Genomic DNA, 20,379 nt, shown 5'->3' on the forward strand with positions numbered 1-20,379 from the left:
TCAGCTGATGTCCATGCACAGATATTTGAGTTCGAGATAATCCTCGATCCCATGGCGCGATCCTTCGCGGCCGAGGCCCGACAGCTTGACGCCGCCGAACGGCGCCACCTCGGTCGAGATGAGGCCGGTGTTGATGCCGACGATGCCCGCCTCGATCGCCTCCGCCACGCGCCACACGCGGCCGAGATCGCGCGCATAGAAATAGGCGGCAAGCCCGAAATCGGTCGCGTTCGCCTGCGCGATCGCATCCGCCTCGTCCTCGAAGCGCACGATCGGCGCGACCGGGCCGAACGTCTCCTCCTCGAGGATGATCATCGCCGGCTTGACCCCCTCCAGCACGGTCGGCTCGAAATAGCGGCCGCCGAGCGCGTGGGGCTTGCCGCCGGCGACGATCGTGGCGCCCTTGCTCACCGCGTCGTCGACATGCTCCTGGGCCTTGGCGACGGCTGCCTCGTCGATCAGCGGACCGATCAGCGTGCCCTCGCGCATGCCCGGGCCGACGGTCAGCTTGTTCGCCGCCTCGGCGAGCTTGGCGACGAAGCGATCGTAGATCCCGGCCTGCACGTAGAAGCGATTGGCGCAGACGCAGGTCTGCCCGGCATTGCGATATTTGGACGCGATCGCGCCTGCGACCGCCGCATCCACGTCCGCATCGTCGAACACCAGGAACGGGGCGTTTCCGCCCAGCTCCAGGCTCAGTTTCTTGATCGTCGGCGCGCATTGTTCGTAGAGCTTCGCGCCGATCTCGGTCGATCCGGTGAAGGTCAGCTTGCGCACCGTCTTGCTCGCGGTCAGCACCCCGCCGATCGCGGCGGCACTGCCGGTGACGACGTTGATCAGTCCCTTGGGCAGGCCCGCTTTCTCCGCCAGCACCGCCAGCGCGAGCGCGGTGAACGGCGTCTGGCTCGCGGGCTTCAGCACCGTCGCGCATCCGGCGGCAAGCGCCGGCGCCAGCTTGCGCGTGATCATCGCCGCCGGGAAATTCCACGGCGTGATCGCCGCGACCACGCCGATCGGCTGCTTGAGCACGACGATGCGCTTGTCGGCCATGTGCGGGGGGACGACGTCGCCATAGACGCGCTTCGCCTCCTCGGCGAACCAGTCGATGAAGCTCGCGGCATAGGCGATCTCGCCCTTGGCCTCGGCCAGCGGCTTGCCCTGTTCGCGGGTCAGGATGCGGCCGAGCACGTCCTGATGCGCGATGATCAGGTCGAACCAGCGCCGCAGCACCGCCGCGCGCTCCTTGGCGGTCCCGGCGGCCCAGGCCGGCATGGCCCGCTCGGCGGCGGCGATCGCCTGTTCGGTCTCCCTCGCACCAAGCTTCGGCACGCGGCCGACGATCTCGCCCGTCGCGGGATCGTCGACGCTGATCCACTCGTCGGCGGCATCGATCCAGATGCCGTCGATCAGGCTGGCTTCGCGCAGCAATTGGGCTTCGGCGAGCATGACGTTCCTTCTCTGTCGTCCGCGATCGTCCACGCCGGGATGACCGTCCGTGTCGTTTTGATAGGGATCGCCACGCCGGTTCGCCAGACCGACGCCCGCATTTGCCGCCGGCCGACTTCGGCATCGGGGTGGCGATCACCACGGGACGGAATTGCGATCGACTGCGCTTCATTCCCCACGGAGCGACAGCACGATCGTTCACCCGCTGATCATCACAAATCGTCACACCGGCATCCCGTCGCTTCAACCCGCGTCCGAAGGGGTCTAGCGGACGGGCCAGAGGAGAATGTTGATGACGAAGCTGATGATGACCCTCGCGCTCGCCACGCTTGCGCTGGGCGGCGTCTCCGGCGCGCAGGCCGCGCCGTGCAAGGATGCCAAGGGCAAGTTCGTCAAATGCCCGCCGGCCAAGCCCGTCCCGTGCAAGGATGCGCGCGGCAAGTTCGTCAAGTGCAGCGCGCCGGGCGCCAAGCCGATCCGGTAAGCCGTGCGGCGGGCGGCTGTCGCGGCCGCCCGCAACGCTTCCACCCCGGACGATCTGGCTCTAGGGCGCGTCGCCATGACGACCGGCGATCCCACGACCATCCGCCGCCTTTACGGGCGGCGCCAGGGCCACAAGTTGCGCGAGGGCCAGGCGGGCCTCGTCGAGGAGCTGCTGCCGACACTCTCGGTGCCGGCCGACGGCCCGCTCGATGCCACGCGGCTCTTCGGCGACGATCGTCCGCTCCAGCTGGAGATCGGTTTCGGCGCGGGCGAGCATCTCGCCGGCCAGGCGGCGATGCGGCCGGATCATGGCCTGATCGGGTGCGAGCCCTTCCTCAACGGCGTCGTCGGCGCGCTCGGCCATATCGATCGTCTCGGCCTCACCAACATCCGCCTGCACATGGGCGACGCGCTGGAGGTGATTGAGCGCCTGCCCGACGCAAGTCTAGACCGCGCCTATCTGCTCCACCCCGATCCCTGGCCAAAGGCGCGCCATGCCAAGCGCCGCTTCATGAATGCGGGGCCGATCGCTCTGCTCGCGACCAAGCTGAAGCCCGGCGCCGAATTCCGCTTCGGCACCGATCATCCGATCTATTGCCGCTGGGCGATGATGATCATGCGGGCGCGGCCCGAATTCGACTGGCTGGTCGAAGGGCCGCAGGATTTCCTCGTCCGCCCGGACGATTGGCCCGAGACGCGCTACGAGGCGAAGGCGCGTCGGCAGGGCCACGAAGTCTGGTACTTCCGCTACCGGAAGCGCTAGGTTTCGCTTGCCCTGCACGAACGGCGGGAGGGATCAGTCCTTGCGCTCGCTCATCTCGCGCGAGGCCAGTTCGGTCTGGCACGACGGATCGGCGGCGACCTGCGGGGTCAGCGGTATCTTGCCCGTCTGGTGATGGTTGCTCGCGGTGCGGCACGCATCCTGCGCGATCGGGCGATACGCCTTGATCGGGGTCTTGCCCGACGTGCCGGCATGCTCGACATGAGTCTGCGCCACGGTCTGCGCGAGCACAGGCGCCGCCGGCATGAGGGTGAGCGCTGCGAGGGTGACAAACATACGACGCACGGTGCATTCTCCTGATCGAACGGTCGTCGCGACCGCCATGATTCAGAAATAAAATCGCGTCGTTTCCCTCTCCCGGCTGGCGCGTAAGGAAGCATGTCCGGCACGCTGCCCAGCCGTTTCAAGGCCGTGACAAATCATTGCTGGCTACCGGTTTCCGCCCAAACGGCGTTACAGCTGTTGATCGATGTCAGAGCCCTTCCTAGGTCCGGCCCGGACATTGACCGGACATATTGAGAGCCAATTTATGACCCCCTCCATCGTAATCGTCGAGGATGATCCGGCTCTCCGGACGCTCACCGCCCGCGCGCTCCAGGAAAACGGCTATTTCGTGCGCACCGCCTCCACCGCGCCCGAAATGTGGATCGCGTTCGAGGGCGGGCCGGTCGATCTCGTCCTGCTCGATATCATGCTCCCCGGCACCAGCGGCATCGAGCTGTGCCGCCAGATTCGCAAGACCAGCGAAGTTCCGATCATCTTCATCAGCGCCAAGGGCAGCGAGCCCGATCGCGTCATCGGGCTGGAGATTGGCGCAGACGATTATCTCGCCAAGCCCTTCTCCACGCGCGAACTGATCGCCCGCGTCCGCGCCGTCCTGCGCCGCGGCGGTCTCGAGCGCAGCCAGGTCGGCACGCGCGAGAGCGAGGCGCATTTCGAAGGTCACGTCCTCAATTTCCCGCGCCGCGAACTGCGCAGCGCGACCGGCGCGGTTATCGATCTCACCGGCGCCGAATTCGATCTGCTCGCGACCTTCGTCGGCCAGCCGCAGCGGGTGATCTCGCGCGAGCGCCTGATCGAACTGTCGCGGACGCGGCTCGGCGACGCCTCCGATCGCAGCATCGACGTGCTCGTCAGCCGCCTCCGCCGCAAGCTCGCCGGCGAAGGCAAGCCCGCGCCGATCACGACCGTGCGCGGCGTCGGCTACATGCTCAATTCGGAAGTCGCCCGCGCGTGAACCGGCGCGCGCCGTGATACGCCGTGTCGGGGGACCGCTCGGGCTGCTTGGTCGCATCTTCGCGATCCTGCTGCTGACCGTCGTCATCGAATTCGGCGCGAGCACCTATCTCTACGAGCGATCGAGCCACTTCTCGGTGCGCGAGGACGAGGCGCGGCGCCTCGCCGAACATCTCGTCATCGCGCGCAAGATCCTGAACGAGGCGCCGCGCCGCGAGCGGCCCTCGGTCGCCGAACAGCTCACAACCGATCGCTATCTCGTGCGCTGGAGCCCCAACGCGCCGCCCCCGCCCCATTTCGCGCCCGCGCTCGATCAGACGCGCAACCAGATCGTCGCTTGGGAGCCCGCGCTCGCCGACAGCGTGATCCGCATCCGCCTCTCTTCGCCCGGCCGCAACGCCGCCGTGCTGGGCGAATTGCAGCTCGCCGATGGCAGCTGGCTGCTGTTCAGCACGCATGAGCTCGTCCAGTCGCTCGATCTCGCGCTCGGCCGGATTCTGCTCGCTTTGGTGCCCGCTCTCGCACTCACGCTCCTCGGCGGCCTGCTGATCCGCCGCGCGCTCGTGCCGATCCGCATCCTCGCCCGTGCGACCGAGAAGGTCGGCTCGGCCGACGGCATCCATCTGGAGGAGGAAGGCACCGGCGAAGTCCGCCAGCTCATTCGTGGCTTCAACGTCATGCAGGAGCGGATCCATCGCCTGATCGAGGATCGCACGCAGGCGCTCGCCGCGGTCGGCCACGATCTGCGCACGCCGATCGCCCGCGTCCAGCTGCGCGCCGAGGCGATCGACGACGACGGGCTGCGCGAGGCGATCGGCCGCGACATCGGCGAGATGGAGGCCATGGTCGCCTCATTGCTCGCCTTCCTGGGTGGTGAAGGCGATCCCGAGCCGCCGACGCGCACCGATCTCGCGGTGATGGCGGTCACGACGATCGAGGAGGCGCAGGATCGCGGCGAGCAGGCGCATTATGTCGGCCCCGATCATCTCGAGACGATTCTCCGCCGCGTGGGCTTCCGCCGCGCGCTCGTGAACCTCGTCGAGAACGCGCTCCATTACGGCCAGTCGGTGACGCTGACGCTGGAGGAGACTGCGGATGCGATCCGCATCCTGATCGAGGATGACGGCCCCGGCATCCCCGAAGATCAGCTGGAAGCGGTCATGAAGCCCTTCTCCCGCCTCGATACGGCGCGCGCGCGCAACACCAAGGGGCTGGGGCTCGGGCTCGCTATCGTCCACCGCGCCGTCGAGCAGGAAGGCGGCCAGATCGCCCTTTCGAACCGCGCGCAAGGCGGACTGCGCGCCGAGATCGTCCTCGCGCGCACCTGACACGCCCGACGCCGGCTTAGCCGCGCAACACTTCCTTACACAGACGCTGCATCGCAGCAAAAGCCGCGGGCTATTTAGGCTTTGCCCCTCCTTCGCGCGAGGGGCGACGAGGAGCCAGTAATGAACGAGTTTATCGGCCGGGTCTTTTCCTTCGAGAAGCAGGTCTTCCCCACGCAGAGCGTCCTCTACGGAAAGCTCGCGAGCGAAGGGCAGAGCCCGAAGGCGCTGATCATCTCCTGCGCGGACAGCCGCGTCGTTCCCGAACAGATCATGCAGGCCGCGCCCGGCGATCTGTTCGTCTGCCGCAACGCCGGCAACATCGTCCCGCCGCACGCCACCCAGAATGGCGGCGTCACCTCCACCGTCGAATATGCGGTGATGGCGCTCGGCGTGCGCGACATCATCATCTGCGGCCATTCCGATTGCGGCGCGATGAAGGCCGTCGCCGATCCGACAGGCCTTGAAGAGATGCCCAACGTCGCCGCCTGGCTGCGCCATGCGCAGGTCGCCGCCAAGGTCGTCAACGATGGCTATCCCGAGCTCTCCGGCCATGATCGCGTCCGCGCTATCAGCCTCGAAAATGTCGTCGCCCAGCTAGCGCATATCCGCACGCACCCGTCGGTCGCCTCGGGCATCGCGCGCGGCGAGATTTCGCTGCACGGCTGGTTCTTCGATATCGGCGAGGGCCAGATCCTCGCGCTCGATGGCGAGACCAACCGCTTTGTCACGCTGCGCGAGGGCGATACCCTCCCCGTCGCGCTCAAGGCCGAGCCCCGCCGCGCCGCCTATTTCGATTATGCGCAGGCCGCCGAATGAACCTTCCCGCCATGTTCTCGGGCAAGACGTTCGTGCGGGATTTCACCGCATCGATCGTCGTCTTCCTCGTCGCGATGCCCCTGTGCATGGGCATCGCGGTCGCCTCGGGCGCGCCGCCTGAAAAGGGCCTGATCACCGGCATCATCGGCGGCCTCGTCGTCGGTTTCCTGGCAGGCTCGCCGCTGCAGGTCAGCGGCCCCGCCGCCGGCCTCGCCGTCATCGTGTTCGAGCTCGTCCGCGAACATGGCATCGCCGCGCTCGCGCCCATCCTCGTGCTCGCCGGCATCCTCCAGTTCATCGCCGGCTCGCTGAAGCTCGGCGGCTGGTTTCGCGCGATCTCGCCCGCCGTCGTCCACGGCATGCTCGCCGGCATCGGCGCGCTGATCGTGATCGGCCAGTTCCACGTCTTGTTCGATGCCAAGCCACTCAGCCACGGCCTCGACAATCTCGCTGCGATGCCCGGCCGCCTGTTCGGCCTGTCCTTCACCGACGCGACCGTGACCGAACTCGCCTTCGCCATCGGCCTCCTGACGATCGGCGCGATGCTGCTGTGGGAGAAATTCCGCCCCGCCTCGATGAAGCTCGTCCCCGGCGCGCTCGTCGGCGTGCTCGTCGCGACGCTCGCGGCCTATTTCGGCGGGCTCGATGTCGCGCGCGTGAGCGTGCCGGCGTCGATCTTCGCGGCGGTGCAGCCCCCGGGCGAAGGCTTCCTCGCGCAGATCTTCCAGCCGTCGCTGCTCGCGACCGGCTTCGCGATCGCCTTCATCGCCAGCGCCGAGACCTTGCTTTCGGCCGCCGCGGTCGATCGGATGCACGATGGCCCGCGCACGGATTACAACAAGGAGCTGCGCGCGCAGGGCGTCGGCAATCTGCTGTGCGGTCTCGCGGGCGCGCTGCCGATGACCGGCGTCATCGTCCGCTCCTCAGCCAATGTGCAGGCCGGCGCGCAGACGCGCCTCTCCGCGATCCTGCACGGTGCGTGGATCCTGGGTTTCGTAGCGTTGCTTCCATGGCTGTTGCGGGAGATCCCGATGGCCGCGCTCGGTGGCATTCTCGTCGTCACCGGCTGGCGGCTCGTCAGCCTCAGCCACGTCCGCCACCTGTTCCACAATTACGGCGCACTGCCGGCGGCGATCTGGGTTGCGACCTTCGCGACCGTGGTCGCCACCGATCTGCTGACCGGCGTGCTCGTCGGCATCGGCCTCTCGGCGGTCGAGATCCTGCCGCAGATCACCAAGCTGCGCCTGAAGGTGGATGTGACCGAGGAGAGCGACGCGCGCGAAATCGCGCTCGCGGGTGCGGCCACGTTCCTCAGCCTGCCCAAGCTGTCGAAGGTCCTCGACGAGACCCCCACCGATCGCCCGCTGCGGCTCAACCTACGCCAGATGTCGGCGATCGATCACACCTGCAGCGAGCTGCTCGCCGATTGGCTGCAGCGTCGCCGGGGTGCCGGCTTCCCGGTCGAGCTGACCGGCATGCCGCTCAAGCTCCGTCGGCTCGTGGCCTGAAACGCTCACCTCCCCGCCTTCCCGCGTCGAGACACACTTTGTCACGATTGGGAAGCGGAGCGTTCGCAATAGGCACGTAGCACGGCGCCACCTGGAGGGACGCGCGCACCGTCGAGATGCGGGCGCCCTCCGGGTGCAGGCGGAACATTCGACCGACAAAAAAGGGGAATGTTTCATGAAAATCCGCATCGCCGCGATCGCTGCGCTGGTCCTCGCCGGGCCGGCTCTCGCGCAGGAAGCGCCCAAGCCCATCACCATTTCCGGCAGCGTCGGGCTCGTGTCCGATTATCGCTTCCGGGGCGTATCGCAGAGCGATCGCAACCTCGCCGTGCAGGGCGGCCTCACGATCGCGCACGAAAGCGGGCTCTACGTCAGCACCTGGGGATCGAATCTCGCCGGCTGGGGCACGTTCGGCGGCGCCAATATGGAGCTCGATCTCGTCGCGGGCTTCAAGACGACGTTCGACAGCGTCTCGGTCGATGCCGGCGTCACCTGGTTCATGTACCCCGCAGGCTTCGACAATACCGATTTCTTCGAGCCCTATATCAAGCTCTCGACGACGCTCGGCCCCGTCACCCTGCTCGGCGGCGTCGCTTATGCGCCCAAACAGGAAGCGCTCGGCAACTGGTATCTGAACGGCACATCGGCCGCGAACGGCGTCTATGACGTCCCCGGCGACAAGAACGACAATTTCTACGTCTGGGGCGATGCCGCCGCCGCGATCCCCGACACGGGCATCACCGTGAAGGGCCATTTCGGCTATTCGAACGGAAACAAGGGCCTCGGCCCGTTCGCGACTTCGGTCGCGCCGACCGGCGAATATGTCGATTGGCTGGCGGGCGTGGATTACACGATCGGCGGCACGCCGCTGACCGTCGGCGTTGCCTATATCGATACCAACATCTCGAAGAGGGACGCAGCCTATCTCGCGCCCAGCTTCACGCGCGGCCAGGACGGCACCGGCCAGATCGCCGGCGCGACCGTCATCGCGACGCTGACCGCGGCCTTCTGATCGAACAGGGAGCGGGCTTCGGTCCGCTCCTCAAACATCACCAAACCTGGGAGCTCACCCCGCCGTCGGCAAGGTCAGCCGCACCAGCAGCCCGCCCAGATCCTCGCTCTCCTCGAGCGCGACCGTCCCGCCGTAAATCTCCACGACATCGCGCACGATCGCGAGCCCCAGCCCGGTCCCCGGCTTGCCCGTATCGAGCCGCGCGCCGCGCTCGAAGATCGCCTGCCGCTGCCCCTCGGGGATCCCGACGCCGTCATCCTCGATCAATATATCGACGCTGCCGACCGCGCCCTTCGCGCCCGCCTTCTCCGGGCACACCGTCGCGAACACGCGGCTCCCGCCATATTTGGCCGCATTCTCGATGAGGTTGCCGAGCATCTCGTCCAGATCCTGCCGCTCGATCCGGACGCGCGCATCGCGATTGCCGTCCAGATCGATCGTCACGTCCGGATAGAGGCGGCTGACGGCGCGCTCCACCGCATCGAGCGACGGCCAGACCGCCGCGACGCTCTGCGCGACGCCGCGCCGCCCCACCGCGCGCGCGCGCGCCAGATGGTGATCGACCTGCCGCCGCATCGTCGTCGCCTCGCGGATCACCGTCCGGCACAGATCGTCGCTGTTCGCGGTCGCCTCGTTCATGATCACCGTCAGCGGTGTCTTCAGCGCGTGCGCGAGATTGCCGGCATGGCGCCGCGCCTCCTCGGCCTGCCGCTCGTTATGCGCGAGCAGGTCGTTCAATTCCTCCACCATCGGCGCGATCTCGATCGGCAGCCGCGCGTCGACGCGCGAGCTTTCGCCCCCACGCACCGCCGCTATCTGCCGCCGTACCTTGCGCAGCGGCCACAGCCCGAACGTCGCCTGCAGCGCCGACATCACGATGAGGCCGAGCGCGAGGATGGCGAACGATCGCACCAAGGTCCGCCGCAGGATCGCGACCTGCTCGTCCAGCCCGTTGCGCGCCTGTGCTACCTCGAACCGCCAGATCGTCTGCGAGCCCGGCAGGCGCAGATCGCGCTCCATCACGCGCAGCGGTTCATAGTCGAACTGCTTGCTGTCATAGGTGTGCGTATCGAGATCGGAGTGGCGATCGGGGCTGGTCAGCGTGCGGTCCCACAGGGAGCGGGAGCGGAACGGCTCGTGCCCGGGACCTGAGACCTGATAGTAAAGCCCGGATGCAGGCTCCAGAAAACGCTGGTCTCCCAACGGGCGCGTGAAGCGCACCTCCTCGTCCGTATCCAGCTCCGCCGAGGCGATCATCGCATTGAGCACATAGCCCAGCTGATCGTCGAAATTGCGGCTGATCGCGGCGTTGAGCACGCGATCCAGCGCGATTCCGCCGCCCGCGAGCAGCACGAGGATCCACAGCGCCGCGATGCCGATCATGCGCCGCGTCAGCGAACCCGTCGTCCGCGTGATCACCCGCAGCGTCTCGTCCTGGCCATTGGCGAGCAGCAGCGGGCGCCCGAGCAGCATCCGGACGAAATTGATCGGCGTCTCCACCCAGCGCCAGCCGGCGGGCACGGGCCCGGGCGGCTCGGCGCCGGGCTTCACCTCAGCCGCCATTCTCGTCGAGCGAATAGCCCAGGCCCCGGATCGTCGTGATCACATCGGCGCCCAGCTTCTTGCGAATACGCGTAACGAAGACCTCGATCGTATTGGAATCGCGATCGAAATCCTGATCGTAGATATGCTCGATCAGCTCGGTCCGGCTCACCACCTTGCCCTTGTGATGCATGAGGTACGACAGGAGCTTATATTCCTGCGCGGTCAGCTTCACCGGCTCGCCGGCCTTGGTCACCTTGCCGCTGCGCGTATCGAGACGGATGTCGCCCGCGATCAGCTCGGAGGATGCATTGCCCGATGCGCGCCGAATCAGCGCGCGCAGCCGCGCGATCAGTTCCTCGGTCTGGAACGGCTTGGCGAGATAATCGTCCGCGCCGGCATCGAGCCCGGCGACCTTGTCCGACCAGCTGTCGCGCGCGGTCAGCACCAGCACGGGCGTGTCCTTGCCCTCCTTGCGCCAGCGATCGAGCACGGTCAGCCCGTCGACCTCGGGGAGCCCCAGATCGAGCACGATCGCGTCATAATCCTCGGTCGATCCGAGATAATGGCCGTCCTCGCCGTCGGTCGCGAGGTCGATCGCATAGCCCGCGCCCTCCAGCGTCGCGCGCAACTGGCGACCGAGATTGGGTTCGTCTTCCACGATCAGGACGCGCATCTGTATCTCCCAAGGGGCGTAATCGTTACGCTGCCGCTTATGCTCGCTTAGGCGAGCCGCTTCAATTTTCCGGCCCGCGGCGGATGCCGCTCAATTGCCCGTCCGCCCGATGATCGCGCCATTGCGGCCATCGACGTCGATCCACACGACCGATCCAGCCCGCATGAACTTCAGCCGGTAGATTGCGGTTCCCGGATCGAATTCGGGGCCGAGATAGTCGAAACCGCTCATCCGCGGGACGACCTTCTGCTCGATCTGGCGCAGCGACATCACCTGCCCCGAGACGCGCGCGGCATAGACCTCGTCCTGCTCGCGACGATGCTGGCCGTCGGCGAGCACCGCGGGCGCGAGCGTGAGGGCCGCAAGCGCGGCAGCAAGGGGCCTGAGCATCGGCATGAACGCTCGCATAGAGACCGAGCGTTGAATAGCCCATGAATGGTGCGAAAAGCGCAGCTGTGGCACTTCTGCATCGCTCACGAGAGGATGACGCGCGCCCGCATCCCGGCTAGCGAGCCCGCATGGCAGCCCCAATCCTCGCATATGAAAATCTCGGCCTCGTTCAGGGCAACGGGTGGCTGTTCCGCCACTTCGACATCCATATCGGACCGCGCGACAAGCTCGCGCTCATCGGCCGCAACGGCGCGGGCAAGACGACTTTGCTCCGCCTCCTCGCCAATCAGATCGATTGCGACGAGGGCCGGCGCACAATCGTCCCGGGCACGAAGGTCATCATCCTCGAGCAGGAGCCGGCGATGAAGGGCATGGCGACGCTCCGCGATTTCGCTCTGTCCGAGCCCGACGCCCCGCTCGCGCACGAGGTGGAATCGATCGCCGACCAGATCGGCATCGATCTCGATCGCGAGGCTGCCACCGCCTCCGGAGGCGAGCGCCGCCGCGCCGCGATCGCCCGCGCGCTCGCGCAGAATCCTGACGTGCTGCTCCTCGACGAGCCGACCAACCATCTCGATGTCGCCGCGATCACCTGGCTCGAGGAATGGCTCGGCCGCTTTCGTGGCGCCTTCGTCGTCATCAGCCACGATCGCACCTTCCTGACCCGCCTCACCAAGCAGACGCTCTGGATCGATCGCGGCCAGATCCGCCGCAAGGAAGTCGGCTTCGGCGGCTTCGAGGCGTGGACCGAGCAGGTCTATGCCGAGGAAGCGCGCAACGCCGAGCGGCTCGACGCCAAATTGAAGCTGGAAGAGCATTGGCTGCTGCGCGGCGTCACCGCTCGGCGCGCGCGCAACGAGGGCCGCAAGGCCAAGCTGATGGAGATGCGCGCGACCCGCGCCTCGATGATCGGCCCGCAGGGCACCGCCAAGATCGTCCACGCCGCCAACGACACGCGCACCAAGATCGTCATCGATGCCGAGCATGTCTCGAAAAACTATGGCGACCGCACGATCATCGACGATTTCAGCTTGCGCGTGACGCGCGGCGACCGGATCGGCTTCGTCGGCCCGAACGGCGCGGGCAAGACGACCCTGCTCAAATTGCTGACCGGCGAGGTCGAGCCCGACGCGGGCAAGATCAAGCGCGCGCAGACCCTGGACGCGATCGTCATTGATCAGCAGCGCAAGCTGATGTCGCCCGAGAAGCGCATCCGCGACGTGCTCGCCGATGGCGGCGACTGGATCGACGTGCTCGGCATCCGCAAGCATATCGCCGGCTATCTGAAGGAATTCCTGTTCGATCCCAATATGATCGATGCCAAGGTTGGCACGCTTTCGGGCGGCGAGCGCTCGCGGCTGCTGCTCGCCCGCGAATTCGCGCGCCATTCGAACCTGCTGATCCTCGACGAGCCGACCAACGATCTCGATCTCGAGACGCTCGATCTGCTGCAGGAGGTGATCTCCGACTATGACGGCACCGTCCTGATCGTCAGCCACGATCGCGACTTCCTCGATCGCACCGTCACGGTCACGCTCGGCCTCGACGGCTCGGGCACGGTCGATGTCGTCGCCGGCGGCTATGCCGAGTGGGAGGCGCAGCGCCACCAGAAGCAGCAGGCGCGCGCCAAATCGAGCTCCAAGCCCGATCCCGCCGCCCCGCCCAAGCCGCGCGGCAAGCTAACGTACAAGGATCAGCGCGATTTCGAGAACCTCCCCGCCGAGATCGAGAAGCTGGAAGCGGCGATCGCCCGCGACGAAGCCGCGCTCTCCGATCCCGAACTCTATATCAGCAGCCCCGAGCGCTTCGACGGCCTGATGGTCGGGCTGGAGACCGCGCGCCGCCGCAAGGAAGAAGCCGAGCTGCGCTGGCTGGCGCTCGCGGAGATGGTCGAAGGGCTGGGCTGAGCCTCATCCTCCCCGGTACGGGGAGGGGGACCGCGCGAAGCGCGGTGGAGGGGGCTCTCCACCGGCGGCCCGCCTCGCCGAACGCCCCCTCCACCAGCCTTTGGCTGGTCCCCTCCCCGTGCCGGGGAGGATTTAGCCCTCACTTCACCCGCATCGGGATCCCCGCCACCACCAGATCCACGCGCTCGCACGCCGCCGCGACGCGCTGGTTGAGCCGCCCCGCTGCATCCCGAAATTTCCGCGCCAGCGCATTGTCGGGCACGATCCCGAACCCGACCTCGTTGCTGACGAACAGCAACCGCCCGCGTACACCCGCGAAGGCATCGACCAGCGCCGCCCCCGCCGCCTCCAGATCGGCCTCCGCCAGCAGCAGGTTCGACAGCCACAAGGTCAGGCAGTCGACGAGGATCACCCGCCCCGCTTCATCCTCGCCCCGGATCGCCCCGACCAGATCGAGCGGCGCCTCCACCGTCCGCCAGCGCGCATCGCGATCGGCCCGATGCCGCGCGATCCGGTCGCGCATCTCGTCGTCATAAGCCTGCGCGGTCGCGATGAAGACCATTTCGCCGCCCGCGGCCTCGGCCCCAAGCTCCGCCAATGCCTGCGCATGCGCGCTCTTGCCCGAGCGCGCCCCGCCCAGCACCAGGATCGTCCGCGCGTCGCTCATCCACCAATCCACTTGCCGTAAGCCCGGCGAATGGCGATGGCAGGCCCACGCATGCAAGCCATTTCGCCACTGCTCACCGGTCACGGCGGCCGTATCGACGACGCGGCCGCGCTCTATCCCGATGCGCCCCGGCCCTGGCTCGATCTCTCGACCGGCATCAATCCGCGGCCATGGCGCCCGGCCGCCCCGATCGAGGTCGATCCTTGCCCCTTGCCCAGCCGGGCCGATCTGCGCGCGCTGGAGGCGGCCGCCGCCCGCCATTTCGGCGTCGCCCCGGCGCGCCTGATGGCCGTGCCGGGCAGCGAGATTGCGCTCCGTCTCGTCGCGACGATGGGTGTGCCGGGGCCGATCGCGAGCGTTCTGCCCGGTTACGGCACTTACGCAGACATCGCCGATATCCTGTTGAACGATATCGGAACATTCTCGGGTCGCGGCACGCTGCTGGCGGCCAATCCGAACAATCCCGACGGTCGCCTGCTGCCGCCGGATCTTCTCATGTCGTTCGTGCCCGGCATCTTGAGCCATCTCGTCATCGACGAAGCCTTCGCCGACGCGGGACACAGCCTCCTGCCCGCGATCGATCCCGAGGCCCCCGTTATCGTCCTGCGCTCCTTCGGCAAGTATTTCGGGCTCGCCGGCATCCGCCTGGGCTTCGTCATCGCGCCCCCGCCGATCCTCGTCCGCCTGCGCGCGCTGCTGGGCGACTGGCCCGTCTCGGCACATGCCATCGCCTACGGCCGCGCTGCTTATGCCGACAGCGCGTGGATCGCCCCCACGCGCGCCGATCTCGCTATCCGCTCCGCCGCGCTGGACGTTCTGCTCGCCCGCCACCGCTTGACCGCGACCGGCGCCTGCCCGCTGTTCCGCCTGATCGACACGCCCGACGCCGCGCTCCTCTTCGATCGCCTCGCGCACGCCGGCATCCTCGTCCGCCCCTTCGCCGATCGGCCCACCTGGCTCCGCTTCGGCCTCCCCGCCGACGATGCGGCCTTCGCCCGGCTCGATCGGGCGCTGGCGGATGGCTGATCCGATCGCGCTGACCGCGCTCGCGCTCGATGCGACGATCGGCTGGCCGAACGCGCTCTATGTGCGCATCGGCCACCCGGTCGGCGCCTTCGCGCGCCTGATCGACAAGGCCGAATGGCGCTGGAATCGCGCGACGACGCCCGCCGCCACGCGCCGCGCCTCCGGAATCCTCCTGTTGCTCATTCTCGTCGCGCTTGCCGCCGCCGGCGGCTGGGCGATCGAGCGCGTCGCACACGCGTTCGTCGGCCGTTGGGCGTGGATCGTCATCGCCATCGCCGCTTGGCCCGGCCTCGCGCAGCGCAGCCTGTTCGATCATGTCCGCGCCGTCGCCCGCCCGCTCGCGAGCGGCGATCTCGTCGAAGCCCGGCGCAAGCTCGCCCGCATCGTCGGCCGCGACACCGAAACGCTCGACGAAGCCGGCATCGCCCGCGCCGCAATCGAAAGCCTCGCCGAAAGCGTCTGCGACGGCGTCATCGCCCCGCTTTTCTGGCTACTCCTGCTCGGCCTGCCCGGCCTGTGGGCGTTCAAGGCGATCAGCACCGCGGACAGCCTGATCGGCCACAAGGAAATGCGCTGGCGCGCCTTCGGCTGGGCGGCCGCGCGCACCGACGATCTCGCCAACTGGATCCCCGCGCGCCTCTCTGGCCTGCTCCTGTGCCTCGCCGCCCCCGGCGGCTGGCGGACGATGGCGCGCGATCATGCCGCCCACGCCTCGCCCAATGGCGGCTGGCCGGAGTCGGCGATGGCCGGCGCGCTCGGCATCGCGCTCGGCGGCGGCGCCACTTATGACGGCGTCATGCACCCCAAGCCCTGGATCAACGCAGAGGGGCGCACCGCCAGCTCGCCCGATCTCGCCAACGCATTGCGGATCTACGTCCGCGCCTGCGCGCTCGCTTGGGTAATCGTGGGAGGCTTCGCATGGGCGCTCTGATGCTCCAGGGCACCGGCTCGGACGTCGGCAAATCGGTGCTCGTCGCAGCCCTCTGCCGCGCCCTCGCCAATCGCGGCCTGTCGGTGCGCCCGTTCAAGCCGCAGAATATGAGCAACAATGCCGCCGTCACTGCGGATGGCGGCGAGATCGGGCGCGCGCAAGCGACGCAGGCCATGGCCTGCCGCGTGCCGCCCTCGGTCGACATGAACCCGGTCCTGCTCAAGCCCGAGGGCGACCGCACCTCGCAGATCATCGTCCGCGGCAGGGTGCGCGGCAAGCTGGAGGCGGGGCGCTGGCGCGAGGGCCGGATCGGTCTGCTCGACGAGGTGCTCGAAAGCTATCGCACGCTCCGCGCCCAGTGCGACATCGTCGTTGTCGAGGGCGCGGGCTCGCCCGCCGAGATCAACCTGCGCGCGGGCGACATCGCCAATATGGGCTTCGCGCGCGCCGCTGGCGTGCCCGTCATCCTCGTCGGCGATATCGATCGCGGCGGCGTCATCGCCTCCTTGGTCGGCACGAATACCGTGATCGATCCCGAGGATGTGGCGATGATCCGCGGCTTCCTCGTCAACAAATTCCGCGGAGACCCGGCCCTGTTCGCGGGCGGCATGATCGCGATCGAGGAGCGCACCGGCTGGCCGGGCTTCGGCCTGATCCCGTGGCTAGCCCCCGCCTTTCGCTTGCCGAGCGAGGACGCCGTCATCCTCGAACGCGCCCGCCCCGCCGGCGAGCGTCGCCTCGTGATCGCGTGCCCGATCACGCCGCGCATCGCCAATTTCGACGATCTCGATCCGCTGCGGCTCGAACCCGGAATCGACGTCGTCATGGTCCCACCCGGCCAGCCCATCCCCGACGCCGCCCTGATCATCCTCGCCGGATCGAAGGCAACGACTGCCGACCTGCTGTTCCTGCGCGATCAGCAATGGGACGTCGATATCATCGCGCATCACCGCAAGGGCCGGCCGGTTCTCGGCCTGTGCGGCGGCTATCAGATGCTCGGCCGCTCGGTCGCCGATCCGGACGGGGTCGAAGGTCCCCCACGCGAGGTGCCCGGTCTCGGCCTGCTCGACGTCACGACGATCCTGACCGGCGACAAGACCGTCCGCCAAGTCTCGGGCGAGGCGCTGAGCGCGCCCTTCACTGGCTATGAGATCCACCTCGGCGAAACCGAAGGCCCCGATCGCCAGCGCCCGCTCTGCACGCTGGACGGCCGCCCCGAGGGCGCCACCAGCGCAGACGGCCTCGTCGCGGGCAGCTATGTCCACGGCCTGCTCGGTCTCGCCGCGCAGCGCCGCGCCTGGCTTGCCCGCATCGGTATCGACAGCACCGGCCCCGATCATCACGCCGATATCGATGCCGCGCTCGATGAACTGGCCGCCGCATTTGAGCAGCATGTCGATGTCGACGCCTTGATCGCGCTCGCTCAGACCGCCCAGTAAACCGCACAGGCGAGGCACAGCCCCGTCTCGACCAGCTCGATACCCGCCCCATGCACGTCGCCGGTGACGCCGCCCACCTTCGCCTTCGCCCACCAGGCGAAGCCCGCGATCAGCAAAGGCGCCATCACCAGCCACGGCAGCAACACGCAGCCGCCCGCCAGGATCAGCAGCCACCCCATCCCGTCGCGCGTCCGCGCCGCGCTGGCGATCGCCGCACCCAGCCCTTCCGGCTTCAACGGCACCAGCCACCCCGCCCACAGCAAGGGCCCGATCCGCGCCGCCGCCGGGATCGCCACCAGCGCGCGCCAGTCGCCCGCGATCAGGTGCAGCAGCACGAACTTCGCGAGCAATTGCAAGCCGATCGCGACGACCGCGAAGCTCCCGGCGTGCGGATCGCTCATCACCGCCAGCAGCCGCTCGCGCCGTCCGTGCGCCGCACCCAGCCCGTCCGCCACATCGCCCAGCCCATCCAGATGCAGCGCCCCGGTGACCGCCACCCACGCAACAAGACCGCCCAGCGCGCCGACCCACGGATCGACAAGCGACCCCGTCCACGCAACCGCCGCAACCATCACGCCGATCAGCAGCCCGACGAGCGGGTAGAGCCGGATCGCCGCCGCAAAATCCCCGTCTTGTGTCGCGATGCGCGGCACGGGCAGCCGCGTCAGAAAACCGATCGCGACGATCAGTCGCCGCAAGGCCAGAGCCCCGCAATCTGCGCGCCGCCCTCCCAGCGGTGGAAGCCCAGCATCACGCCGTAAGGCAGATCGAACTGCCAGATCGCCTTCATGTCGAACCCGCACAGGATATGCAGCGCCGCGCGCATCGACCCGCCATGCGTCACGACCAGAGCCGGCTCCTCGGGCAGCGCATCGATCGCCTCGCTTACCCTCCCCACCAGCGTCGACCAGCGCTCCCCCCCGGGAGGCGGAAAGCCATCGGGATCGTCCCAGAACCGCCCCAGCGTCTCGGCATCGATCTCGGCGGCGGCGAGCCCATCCCACGCGCCGAAATCGAGTTCGCGCCAGCGCGGATCGATCCGCGGCACGCCAATCGCCTCGGCGCATTGCCGCGCGCGGCGCAGGTCGGACGAGATCAATCGCACCGGCCCCAGCTCGCGCCCCTGATCGCGGCAGGCGGCGATCCCCGCCGCGGTCGCGTCGCAATCCGTCCGCCCCAGCATCAGCCCCGCGAGGATCGGCTCGCCATGGCGCATCAGATAGAGCGGCGCGCTCATCCGGCCGAGACCCCCGCCTCGGCGAAGGTCGCCATGCCGTCATGTGCGGCCAGCGCGGCGCGGATCACGCCTACCGCCACTGCCGCCCCGCTCCCCTCGCCCAGCCGCATGCCGAGGGACAGCAAGGGCTCGAGTCCGAGCTTATCGAGCAACCGGCGATGGCCCGGCTCGACCGAGCAATGGCCCGCGATCAGATGATCGACGATAGTGGGGTAGAAAGCGGCGAGCGGCGCGACGGCGGAGGTGCAGATGAACCCGTCGAGCACGATCGGCACGCGCGCGTGCCGCGCGGCCAGCACCGCCCCCGCAATCGCCACGATCTCGCGCCCGCCCAGCCGGCGCAAAATTTCAAACGGCGAGGTCAGCGCGCCGGCATGCGTCGCGAGCCCCGCTTCGACGGTCGCCACCTTGCGTGCGATGCCCGCCGGATCGACACCGGTTCCCGGTCCCACCCAGTCAACCGCCTCGCCTCCGAAACTGGCGGCGGCGAGCGCGGCGGCGGCGGTGGAATTGCCGATTCCCATCTCGCCGAGCACCAGCAGATCGGCATCGCCGATCGCAGCCGCGCCCGCATTCAGCGCCGCGAGACACTCGCCTTCGTCCATCGCCGGGCGGAGCGTGAAATCGGCGGTCGGCCGGTCGAGTTCGAGCGGAACGACCGCGAGCGAAAGGCCAGCCGCACCCGCCAGCGCGTTGATCGCCGCACCGCCAGCCGAGAAGTTCGCAACCATCTGCGCGGTCACCGCTGCCGGGAACGCGCTCACGCCGCGCGCGACCACGCCGTGATTGCCCGCGAAGACGATCGCCCGGCCGCGCTCGATCGCCGGACGCATCGTTCCCTGCCAACCCGCAAGGAAGATCGCGATCTCTTCCAGCCGACCGAGCGAACCGGGCGGCTTGGTCAGCTGGCCCTGCCGCTCGCGCGCCGCATTGCGCGCTGCCTCGTCCGACGCGGACAGATCGCCCAGCGCGGCCTCGAAATCGGCGACGGAGCGGAACATCGTCATTCGGCGACGAAGCCCGCGGGCGGCACCCGAACGAGGAAATGCCCCTTCACGCCTTCGGGCCATTCACGATACGGCACCCTGCCCGCGTCACTCTCCGCATAAGCCGCCGCATAATCGAGGATCGCCTGCGCCGCCGCATCGTCGGGCGCGAACCGGCCGAGCACATAGCCGATCTTGCCCGGCGCGCGCAGATGGACCGTGCAGCTGTCGGCGCAGGCGAACAGGCAGGGCATCTCCTCGATCGCGATGCCGGCATAAGCAAGCGTCGTGGCCTGCGCCCGCCGGAGCGCGGAGACCAGCACCGCGCCGGCCGGGGCCCCGTCGCGCTTGCACGTATTGCAGGCGACGAGGGACGGACCGTCCGCTGCCGGTTTCAACATGACCGAGCCCCGAGCGTCACGCTCAGGCGGCGGCCAGCCGTCCGCGCGCGGCGGCCGGCACACCGATCGCCACGAGCCCCCGATAGAGCAGCAGCAAAGCCAGCAGGATCGCGCCGTCGCGCACGAACCCTTGCGCAAAGTAGGTCGGCGAGAGCGCGATGCCGATACCGCCCAGCACCAGCGACCAGAGCACCAGCATCCCCTTGTAGCCCGCGACCGCGCCGAGATAGGCGGCGCCCAGCTGCAACGCCGATCCGCCCCGCGCCCGGCGCTCGGCCCAGCGCGCCGCGAGCAGCGAGACGATCGCCGCCGTGCCGATCGCCCCGCCCCACATCAGCGTCTTCGAGCTGTGCGAATAATGGTGGATGCCGAAGCCCACGGCTTGCGAAGCGAACCACGCCACTGCCATCAGCAGCAGGCCGTCGCGCCGGCCCATCCGCGTCGCCGCCAGCGCGGCCAACGCCGCGAACGGCGTCGCACAAGCGAGCGCCCAGCTGCCGGCCACGCTCGCCGCCGAAAGCAACAGGATCCACAGCAGCGAGCCGTCACGCGTTCCGATCATCGTCG

At 68.4% G+C, this 20,379-nt stretch carries 22 protein-coding genes; 11 read left to right on the forward strand and 11 right to left on the reverse strand.

Going from position 1 to position 20,379, the window contains the following annotated elements:
* Positions 1 to 1,446 (reverse strand): NAD-dependent succinate-semialdehyde dehydrogenase, encoded by a 1,446-nt coding sequence (locus Q4F19_RS02900; protein WP_303539633.1) that lies wholly within the window; start codon positions 1,444 to 1,446, stop codon positions 1 to 3.
* 292 nt (positions 1,447 to 1,738) lie between these two features.
* On the opposite strand from Q4F19_RS02900, the gene Q4F19_RS02905 reads away from it, so the two are divergent.
* Together Q4F19_RS02905 and trmB are read left to right on the forward strand one after the other, a co-directional pair.
* On the forward strand, positions 1,739 to 1,930 hold the full coding sequence (locus tag Q4F19_RS02905) for a hypothetical protein (RefSeq protein WP_303539635.1): 192 nt from the start codon (positions 1,739 to 1,741) through the stop codon (positions 1,928 to 1,930).
* A gap of 75 nt (positions 1,931 to 2,005) precedes the next feature.
* Positions 2,006 to 2,692 (forward strand): tRNA (guanine(46)-N(7))-methyltransferase TrmB, encoded by a 687-nt coding sequence (gene trmB, locus Q4F19_RS02910; protein ID WP_303539956.1) that lies wholly within the window; start codon positions 2,006 to 2,008, stop codon positions 2,690 to 2,692.
* Positions 2,693 to 2,725: 33 nt separating this feature from the next.
* On the opposite strand, the gene Q4F19_RS02915 is transcribed toward trmB, so the two are convergent.
* The gene (locus Q4F19_RS02915; protein ID WP_303539636.1) at positions 2,726 to 2,995 is read right to left on the reverse strand and encodes a hypothetical protein; all 270 of its coding nucleotides are present in this window, start codon (positions 2,993 to 2,995) and stop codon (positions 2,726 to 2,728) included.
* Between the two features lie 244 nt (positions 2,996 to 3,239).
* On the opposite strand from Q4F19_RS02915, the gene Q4F19_RS02920 reads away from it, so the two are divergent.
* The 5 genes from Q4F19_RS02920 to Q4F19_RS02940 all read left to right on the forward strand — a co-directional run bounded on the left by Q4F19_RS02920 (position 3,240) and on the right by Q4F19_RS02940 (position 8,610).
* Positions 3,240 to 3,947: a response regulator transcription factor gene (locus tag Q4F19_RS02920; protein ID WP_303539637.1), complete on the forward strand. Its 708-nt coding sequence runs from the start codon at positions 3,240 to 3,242 to the stop codon at positions 3,945 to 3,947.
* A gap of 13 nt (positions 3,948 to 3,960) precedes the next feature.
* Positions 3,961 to 5,274 (forward strand): ATP-binding protein, encoded by a 1,314-nt coding sequence (locus tag Q4F19_RS02925; protein WP_303539638.1) that lies wholly within the window; start codon positions 3,961 to 3,963, stop codon positions 5,272 to 5,274.
* Positions 5,275 to 5,394: 120 nt separating this feature from the next.
* The gene (locus Q4F19_RS02930) at positions 5,395 to 6,090 is read left to right on the forward strand and encodes a carbonic anhydrase (RefSeq protein ID WP_303539639.1); all 696 of its coding nucleotides are present in this window, start codon (positions 5,395 to 5,397) and stop codon (positions 6,088 to 6,090) included.
* Positions 6,087 to 7,598: a SulP family inorganic anion transporter gene (locus Q4F19_RS02935; RefSeq protein WP_303539641.1), complete on the forward strand. Its 1,512-nt coding sequence runs from the start codon at positions 6,087 to 6,089 to the stop codon at positions 7,596 to 7,598. Before Q4F19_RS02930 ends, Q4F19_RS02935 begins: the two co-directional genes overlap by 4 nt.
* A gap of 175 nt (positions 7,599 to 7,773) precedes the next feature.
* Positions 7,774 to 8,610, forward strand: a complete 837-nt coding sequence (locus Q4F19_RS02940) for a TorF family putative porin (protein ID WP_303539642.1) — start codon at positions 7,774 to 7,776, stop codon at positions 8,608 to 8,610.
* A gap of 54 nt (positions 8,611 to 8,664) precedes the next feature.
* Here the strand turns inward: Q4F19_RS02940 and Q4F19_RS02945 are convergent, their stop codons facing one another.
* From Q4F19_RS02945 to Q4F19_RS02955, 3 genes are all read right to left on the reverse strand, one after another.
* Positions 8,665 to 9,993, reverse strand: a complete 1,329-nt coding sequence (locus tag Q4F19_RS02945) for a sensor histidine kinase (RefSeq protein ID WP_303539958.1) — start codon at positions 9,991 to 9,993, stop codon at positions 8,665 to 8,667.
* A 169-nt stretch (positions 9,994 to 10,162) separates the two neighbouring features.
* Positions 10,163 to 10,828 (reverse strand): response regulator transcription factor, encoded by a 666-nt coding sequence (locus Q4F19_RS02950; protein ID WP_303539644.1) that lies wholly within the window; start codon positions 10,826 to 10,828, stop codon positions 10,163 to 10,165.
* A 90-nt stretch (positions 10,829 to 10,918) separates the two neighbouring features.
* Positions 10,919 to 11,224, reverse strand: a complete 306-nt coding sequence (locus Q4F19_RS02955) for a hypothetical protein (protein WP_303539645.1) — start codon at positions 11,222 to 11,224, stop codon at positions 10,919 to 10,921.
* 122 nt (positions 11,225 to 11,346) lie between these two features.
* Here Q4F19_RS02955 and Q4F19_RS02960 point away from each other — a divergent pair, with 122 nt between their 5' ends.
* Entirely contained in the window at positions 11,347 to 13,125 is a 1,779-nt protein-coding gene (locus tag Q4F19_RS02960) for an ABC-F family ATP-binding cassette domain-containing protein (protein ID WP_303539647.1), read from the forward strand.
* A 139-nt stretch (positions 13,126 to 13,264) separates the two neighbouring features.
* Here Q4F19_RS02960 and cobU read toward each other — a convergent pair whose 3' ends face one another.
* Positions 13,265 to 13,792 (reverse strand): bifunctional adenosylcobinamide kinase/adenosylcobinamide-phosphate guanylyltransferase, encoded by a 528-nt coding sequence (gene cobU, locus Q4F19_RS02965; protein ID WP_303539650.1) that lies wholly within the window; start codon positions 13,790 to 13,792, stop codon positions 13,265 to 13,267.
* 51 nt (positions 13,793 to 13,843) lie between these two features.
* Here cobU and Q4F19_RS02970 point away from each other — a divergent pair, with 51 nt between their 5' ends.
* From Q4F19_RS02970 to Q4F19_RS02980, 3 genes are read left to right on the forward strand one after another with little or no spacing between them, the layout of a single operon-like run.
* Positions 13,844 to 14,818 (forward strand): aminotransferase class I/II-fold pyridoxal phosphate-dependent enzyme, encoded by a 975-nt coding sequence (locus tag Q4F19_RS02970; RefSeq protein ID WP_303539652.1) that lies wholly within the window; start codon positions 13,844 to 13,846, stop codon positions 14,816 to 14,818.
* On the forward strand, positions 14,811 to 15,749 hold the full coding sequence (gene cbiB, locus Q4F19_RS02975) for an adenosylcobinamide-phosphate synthase CbiB (protein WP_303539654.1): 939 nt from the start codon (positions 14,811 to 14,813) through the stop codon (positions 15,747 to 15,749). The genes Q4F19_RS02970 and cbiB overlap by 8 nt, the downstream gene beginning before the upstream one ends.
* Complete coding sequence (locus tag Q4F19_RS02980) at positions 15,737 to 17,188, forward strand: cobyric acid synthase (protein WP_303539656.1); 1,452 nt, start codon at positions 15,737 to 15,739, stop codon at positions 17,186 to 17,188. The genes cbiB and Q4F19_RS02980 overlap by 13 nt, the downstream gene beginning before the upstream one ends.
* Here Q4F19_RS02980 and Q4F19_RS02985 read toward each other — a convergent pair.
* Genes Q4F19_RS02985 through Q4F19_RS03005 form a run of 5 tightly spaced genes read right to left on the reverse strand, consistent with a single transcriptional unit; the run spans position 17,173 to position 20,374 of the window.
* The gene (locus tag Q4F19_RS02985; RefSeq protein ID WP_303539658.1) at positions 17,173 to 17,886 is read right to left on the reverse strand and encodes an adenosylcobinamide-GDP ribazoletransferase; all 714 of its coding nucleotides are present in this window, start codon (positions 17,884 to 17,886) and stop codon (positions 17,173 to 17,175) included. The two genes, Q4F19_RS02980 and Q4F19_RS02985, sit on opposite strands and share 16 nt — an antisense overlap.
* Positions 17,874 to 18,425, reverse strand: a complete 552-nt coding sequence (locus tag Q4F19_RS02990) for a histidine phosphatase family protein (RefSeq protein WP_303539660.1) — start codon at positions 18,423 to 18,425, stop codon at positions 17,874 to 17,876. The genes Q4F19_RS02985 and Q4F19_RS02990 overlap by 13 nt, the downstream gene beginning before the upstream one ends.
* A complete protein-coding gene (cobT, locus tag Q4F19_RS02995; RefSeq protein ID WP_303539662.1) occupies positions 18,422 to 19,432 on the reverse strand; it encodes a nicotinate-nucleotide--dimethylbenzimidazole phosphoribosyltransferase in 1,011 nt (336 codons plus the stop codon). Before cobT ends, Q4F19_RS02990 begins: the two co-directional genes overlap by 4 nt.
* The gene (locus Q4F19_RS03000) at positions 19,429 to 19,812 is read right to left on the reverse strand and encodes a DUF1636 domain-containing protein (protein WP_303539664.1); all 384 of its coding nucleotides are present in this window, start codon (positions 19,810 to 19,812) and stop codon (positions 19,429 to 19,431) included. The genes cobT and Q4F19_RS03000 overlap by 4 nt, the downstream gene beginning before the upstream one ends.
* Positions 19,813 to 19,834: 22 nt before the next feature.
* Complete coding sequence (locus Q4F19_RS03005) at positions 19,835 to 20,374, reverse strand: hypothetical protein (RefSeq protein WP_303539666.1); 540 nt, start codon at positions 20,372 to 20,374, stop codon at positions 19,835 to 19,837.
* Positions 20,375 to 20,379: the final 5 nt, after the last annotated feature.

The organism is Sphingomonas natans, assembly GCF_030546695.1.
Taxonomy (GTDB): Bacteria; Pseudomonadota; Alphaproteobacteria; order Sphingomonadales; family Sphingomonadaceae; genus Sphingomonas_I; species Sphingomonas_I natans.

Bases quoted from the DNA above. Each gene is read 5' to 3' on its own strand.
- Q4F19_RS02900 (WP_303539633.1), bottom strand. From the start codon at position 1,446: ATGCTCGCCGAAGCCCAATTGCTGCGCGAAGCCAGCCTGATCGACGGC.
- Q4F19_RS02905 (WP_303539635.1), top strand. From the start codon at position 1,739: ATGACGAAGCTGATGATGACCCTCGCGCTCGCCACGCTTGCGCTGGGC.
- trmB (WP_303539956.1), top strand. From the start codon at position 2,006: ATGACGACCGGCGATCCCACGACCATCCGCCGCCTTTACGGGCGGCGC.
- Q4F19_RS02920 (WP_303539637.1), top strand. From the start codon at position 3,240: ATGACCCCCTCCATCGTAATCGTCGAGGATGATCCGGCTCTCCGGACG.
- Q4F19_RS02930 (WP_303539639.1), top strand. From the start codon at position 5,395: ATGAACGAGTTTATCGGCCGGGTCTTTTCCTTCGAGAAGCAGGTCTTC.
- Q4F19_RS02935 (WP_303539641.1), top strand. From the start codon at position 6,087: ATGAACCTTCCCGCCATGTTCTCGGGCAAGACGTTCGTGCGGGATTTC.
- Q4F19_RS02940 (WP_303539642.1), top strand. From the start codon at position 7,774: ATGAAAATCCGCATCGCCGCGATCGCTGCGCTGGTCCTCGCCGGGCCG.
- Q4F19_RS02945 (WP_303539958.1), bottom strand. From the start codon at position 9,993: ATGATCGGCATCGCGGCGCTGTGGATCCTCGTGCTGCTCGCGGGCGGC.
- Q4F19_RS02950 (WP_303539644.1), bottom strand. From the start codon at position 10,828: ATGCGCGTCCTGATCGTGGAAGACGAACCCAATCTCGGTCGCCAGTTG.
- Q4F19_RS02955 (WP_303539645.1), bottom strand. From the start codon at position 11,224: ATGCCGATGCTCAGGCCCCTTGCTGCCGCGCTTGCGGCCCTCACGCTC.
- Q4F19_RS02960 (WP_303539647.1), top strand. From the start codon at position 11,347: ATGGCAGCCCCAATCCTCGCATATGAAAATCTCGGCCTCGTTCAGGGC.
- cobU (WP_303539650.1), bottom strand. From the start codon at position 13,792: ATGAGCGACGCGCGGACGATCCTGGTGCTGGGCGGGGCGCGCTCGGGC.
- Q4F19_RS02970 (WP_303539652.1), top strand. From the start codon at position 13,844: ATGCAAGCCATTTCGCCACTGCTCACCGGTCACGGCGGCCGTATCGAC.
- cbiB (WP_303539654.1), top strand. From the start codon at position 14,811: ATGGCTGATCCGATCGCGCTGACCGCGCTCGCGCTCGATGCGACGATC.
- Q4F19_RS02980 (WP_303539656.1), top strand. From the start codon at position 15,737: ATGGGCGCTCTGATGCTCCAGGGCACCGGCTCGGACGTCGGCAAATCG.
- Q4F19_RS02990 (WP_303539660.1), bottom strand. From the start codon at position 18,425: ATGAGCGCGCCGCTCTATCTGATGCGCCATGGCGAGCCGATCCTCGCG.
- cobT (WP_303539662.1), bottom strand. From the start codon at position 19,432: ATGACGATGTTCCGCTCCGTCGCCGATTTCGAGGCCGCGCTGGGCGAT.
- Q4F19_RS03000 (WP_303539664.1), bottom strand. From the start codon at position 19,812: ATGTTGAAACCGGCAGCGGACGGTCCGTCCCTCGTCGCCTGCAATACG.
- Q4F19_RS03005 (WP_303539666.1), bottom strand. From the start codon at position 20,374: ATGATCGGAACGCGTGACGGCTCGCTGCTGTGGATCCTGTTGCTTTCG.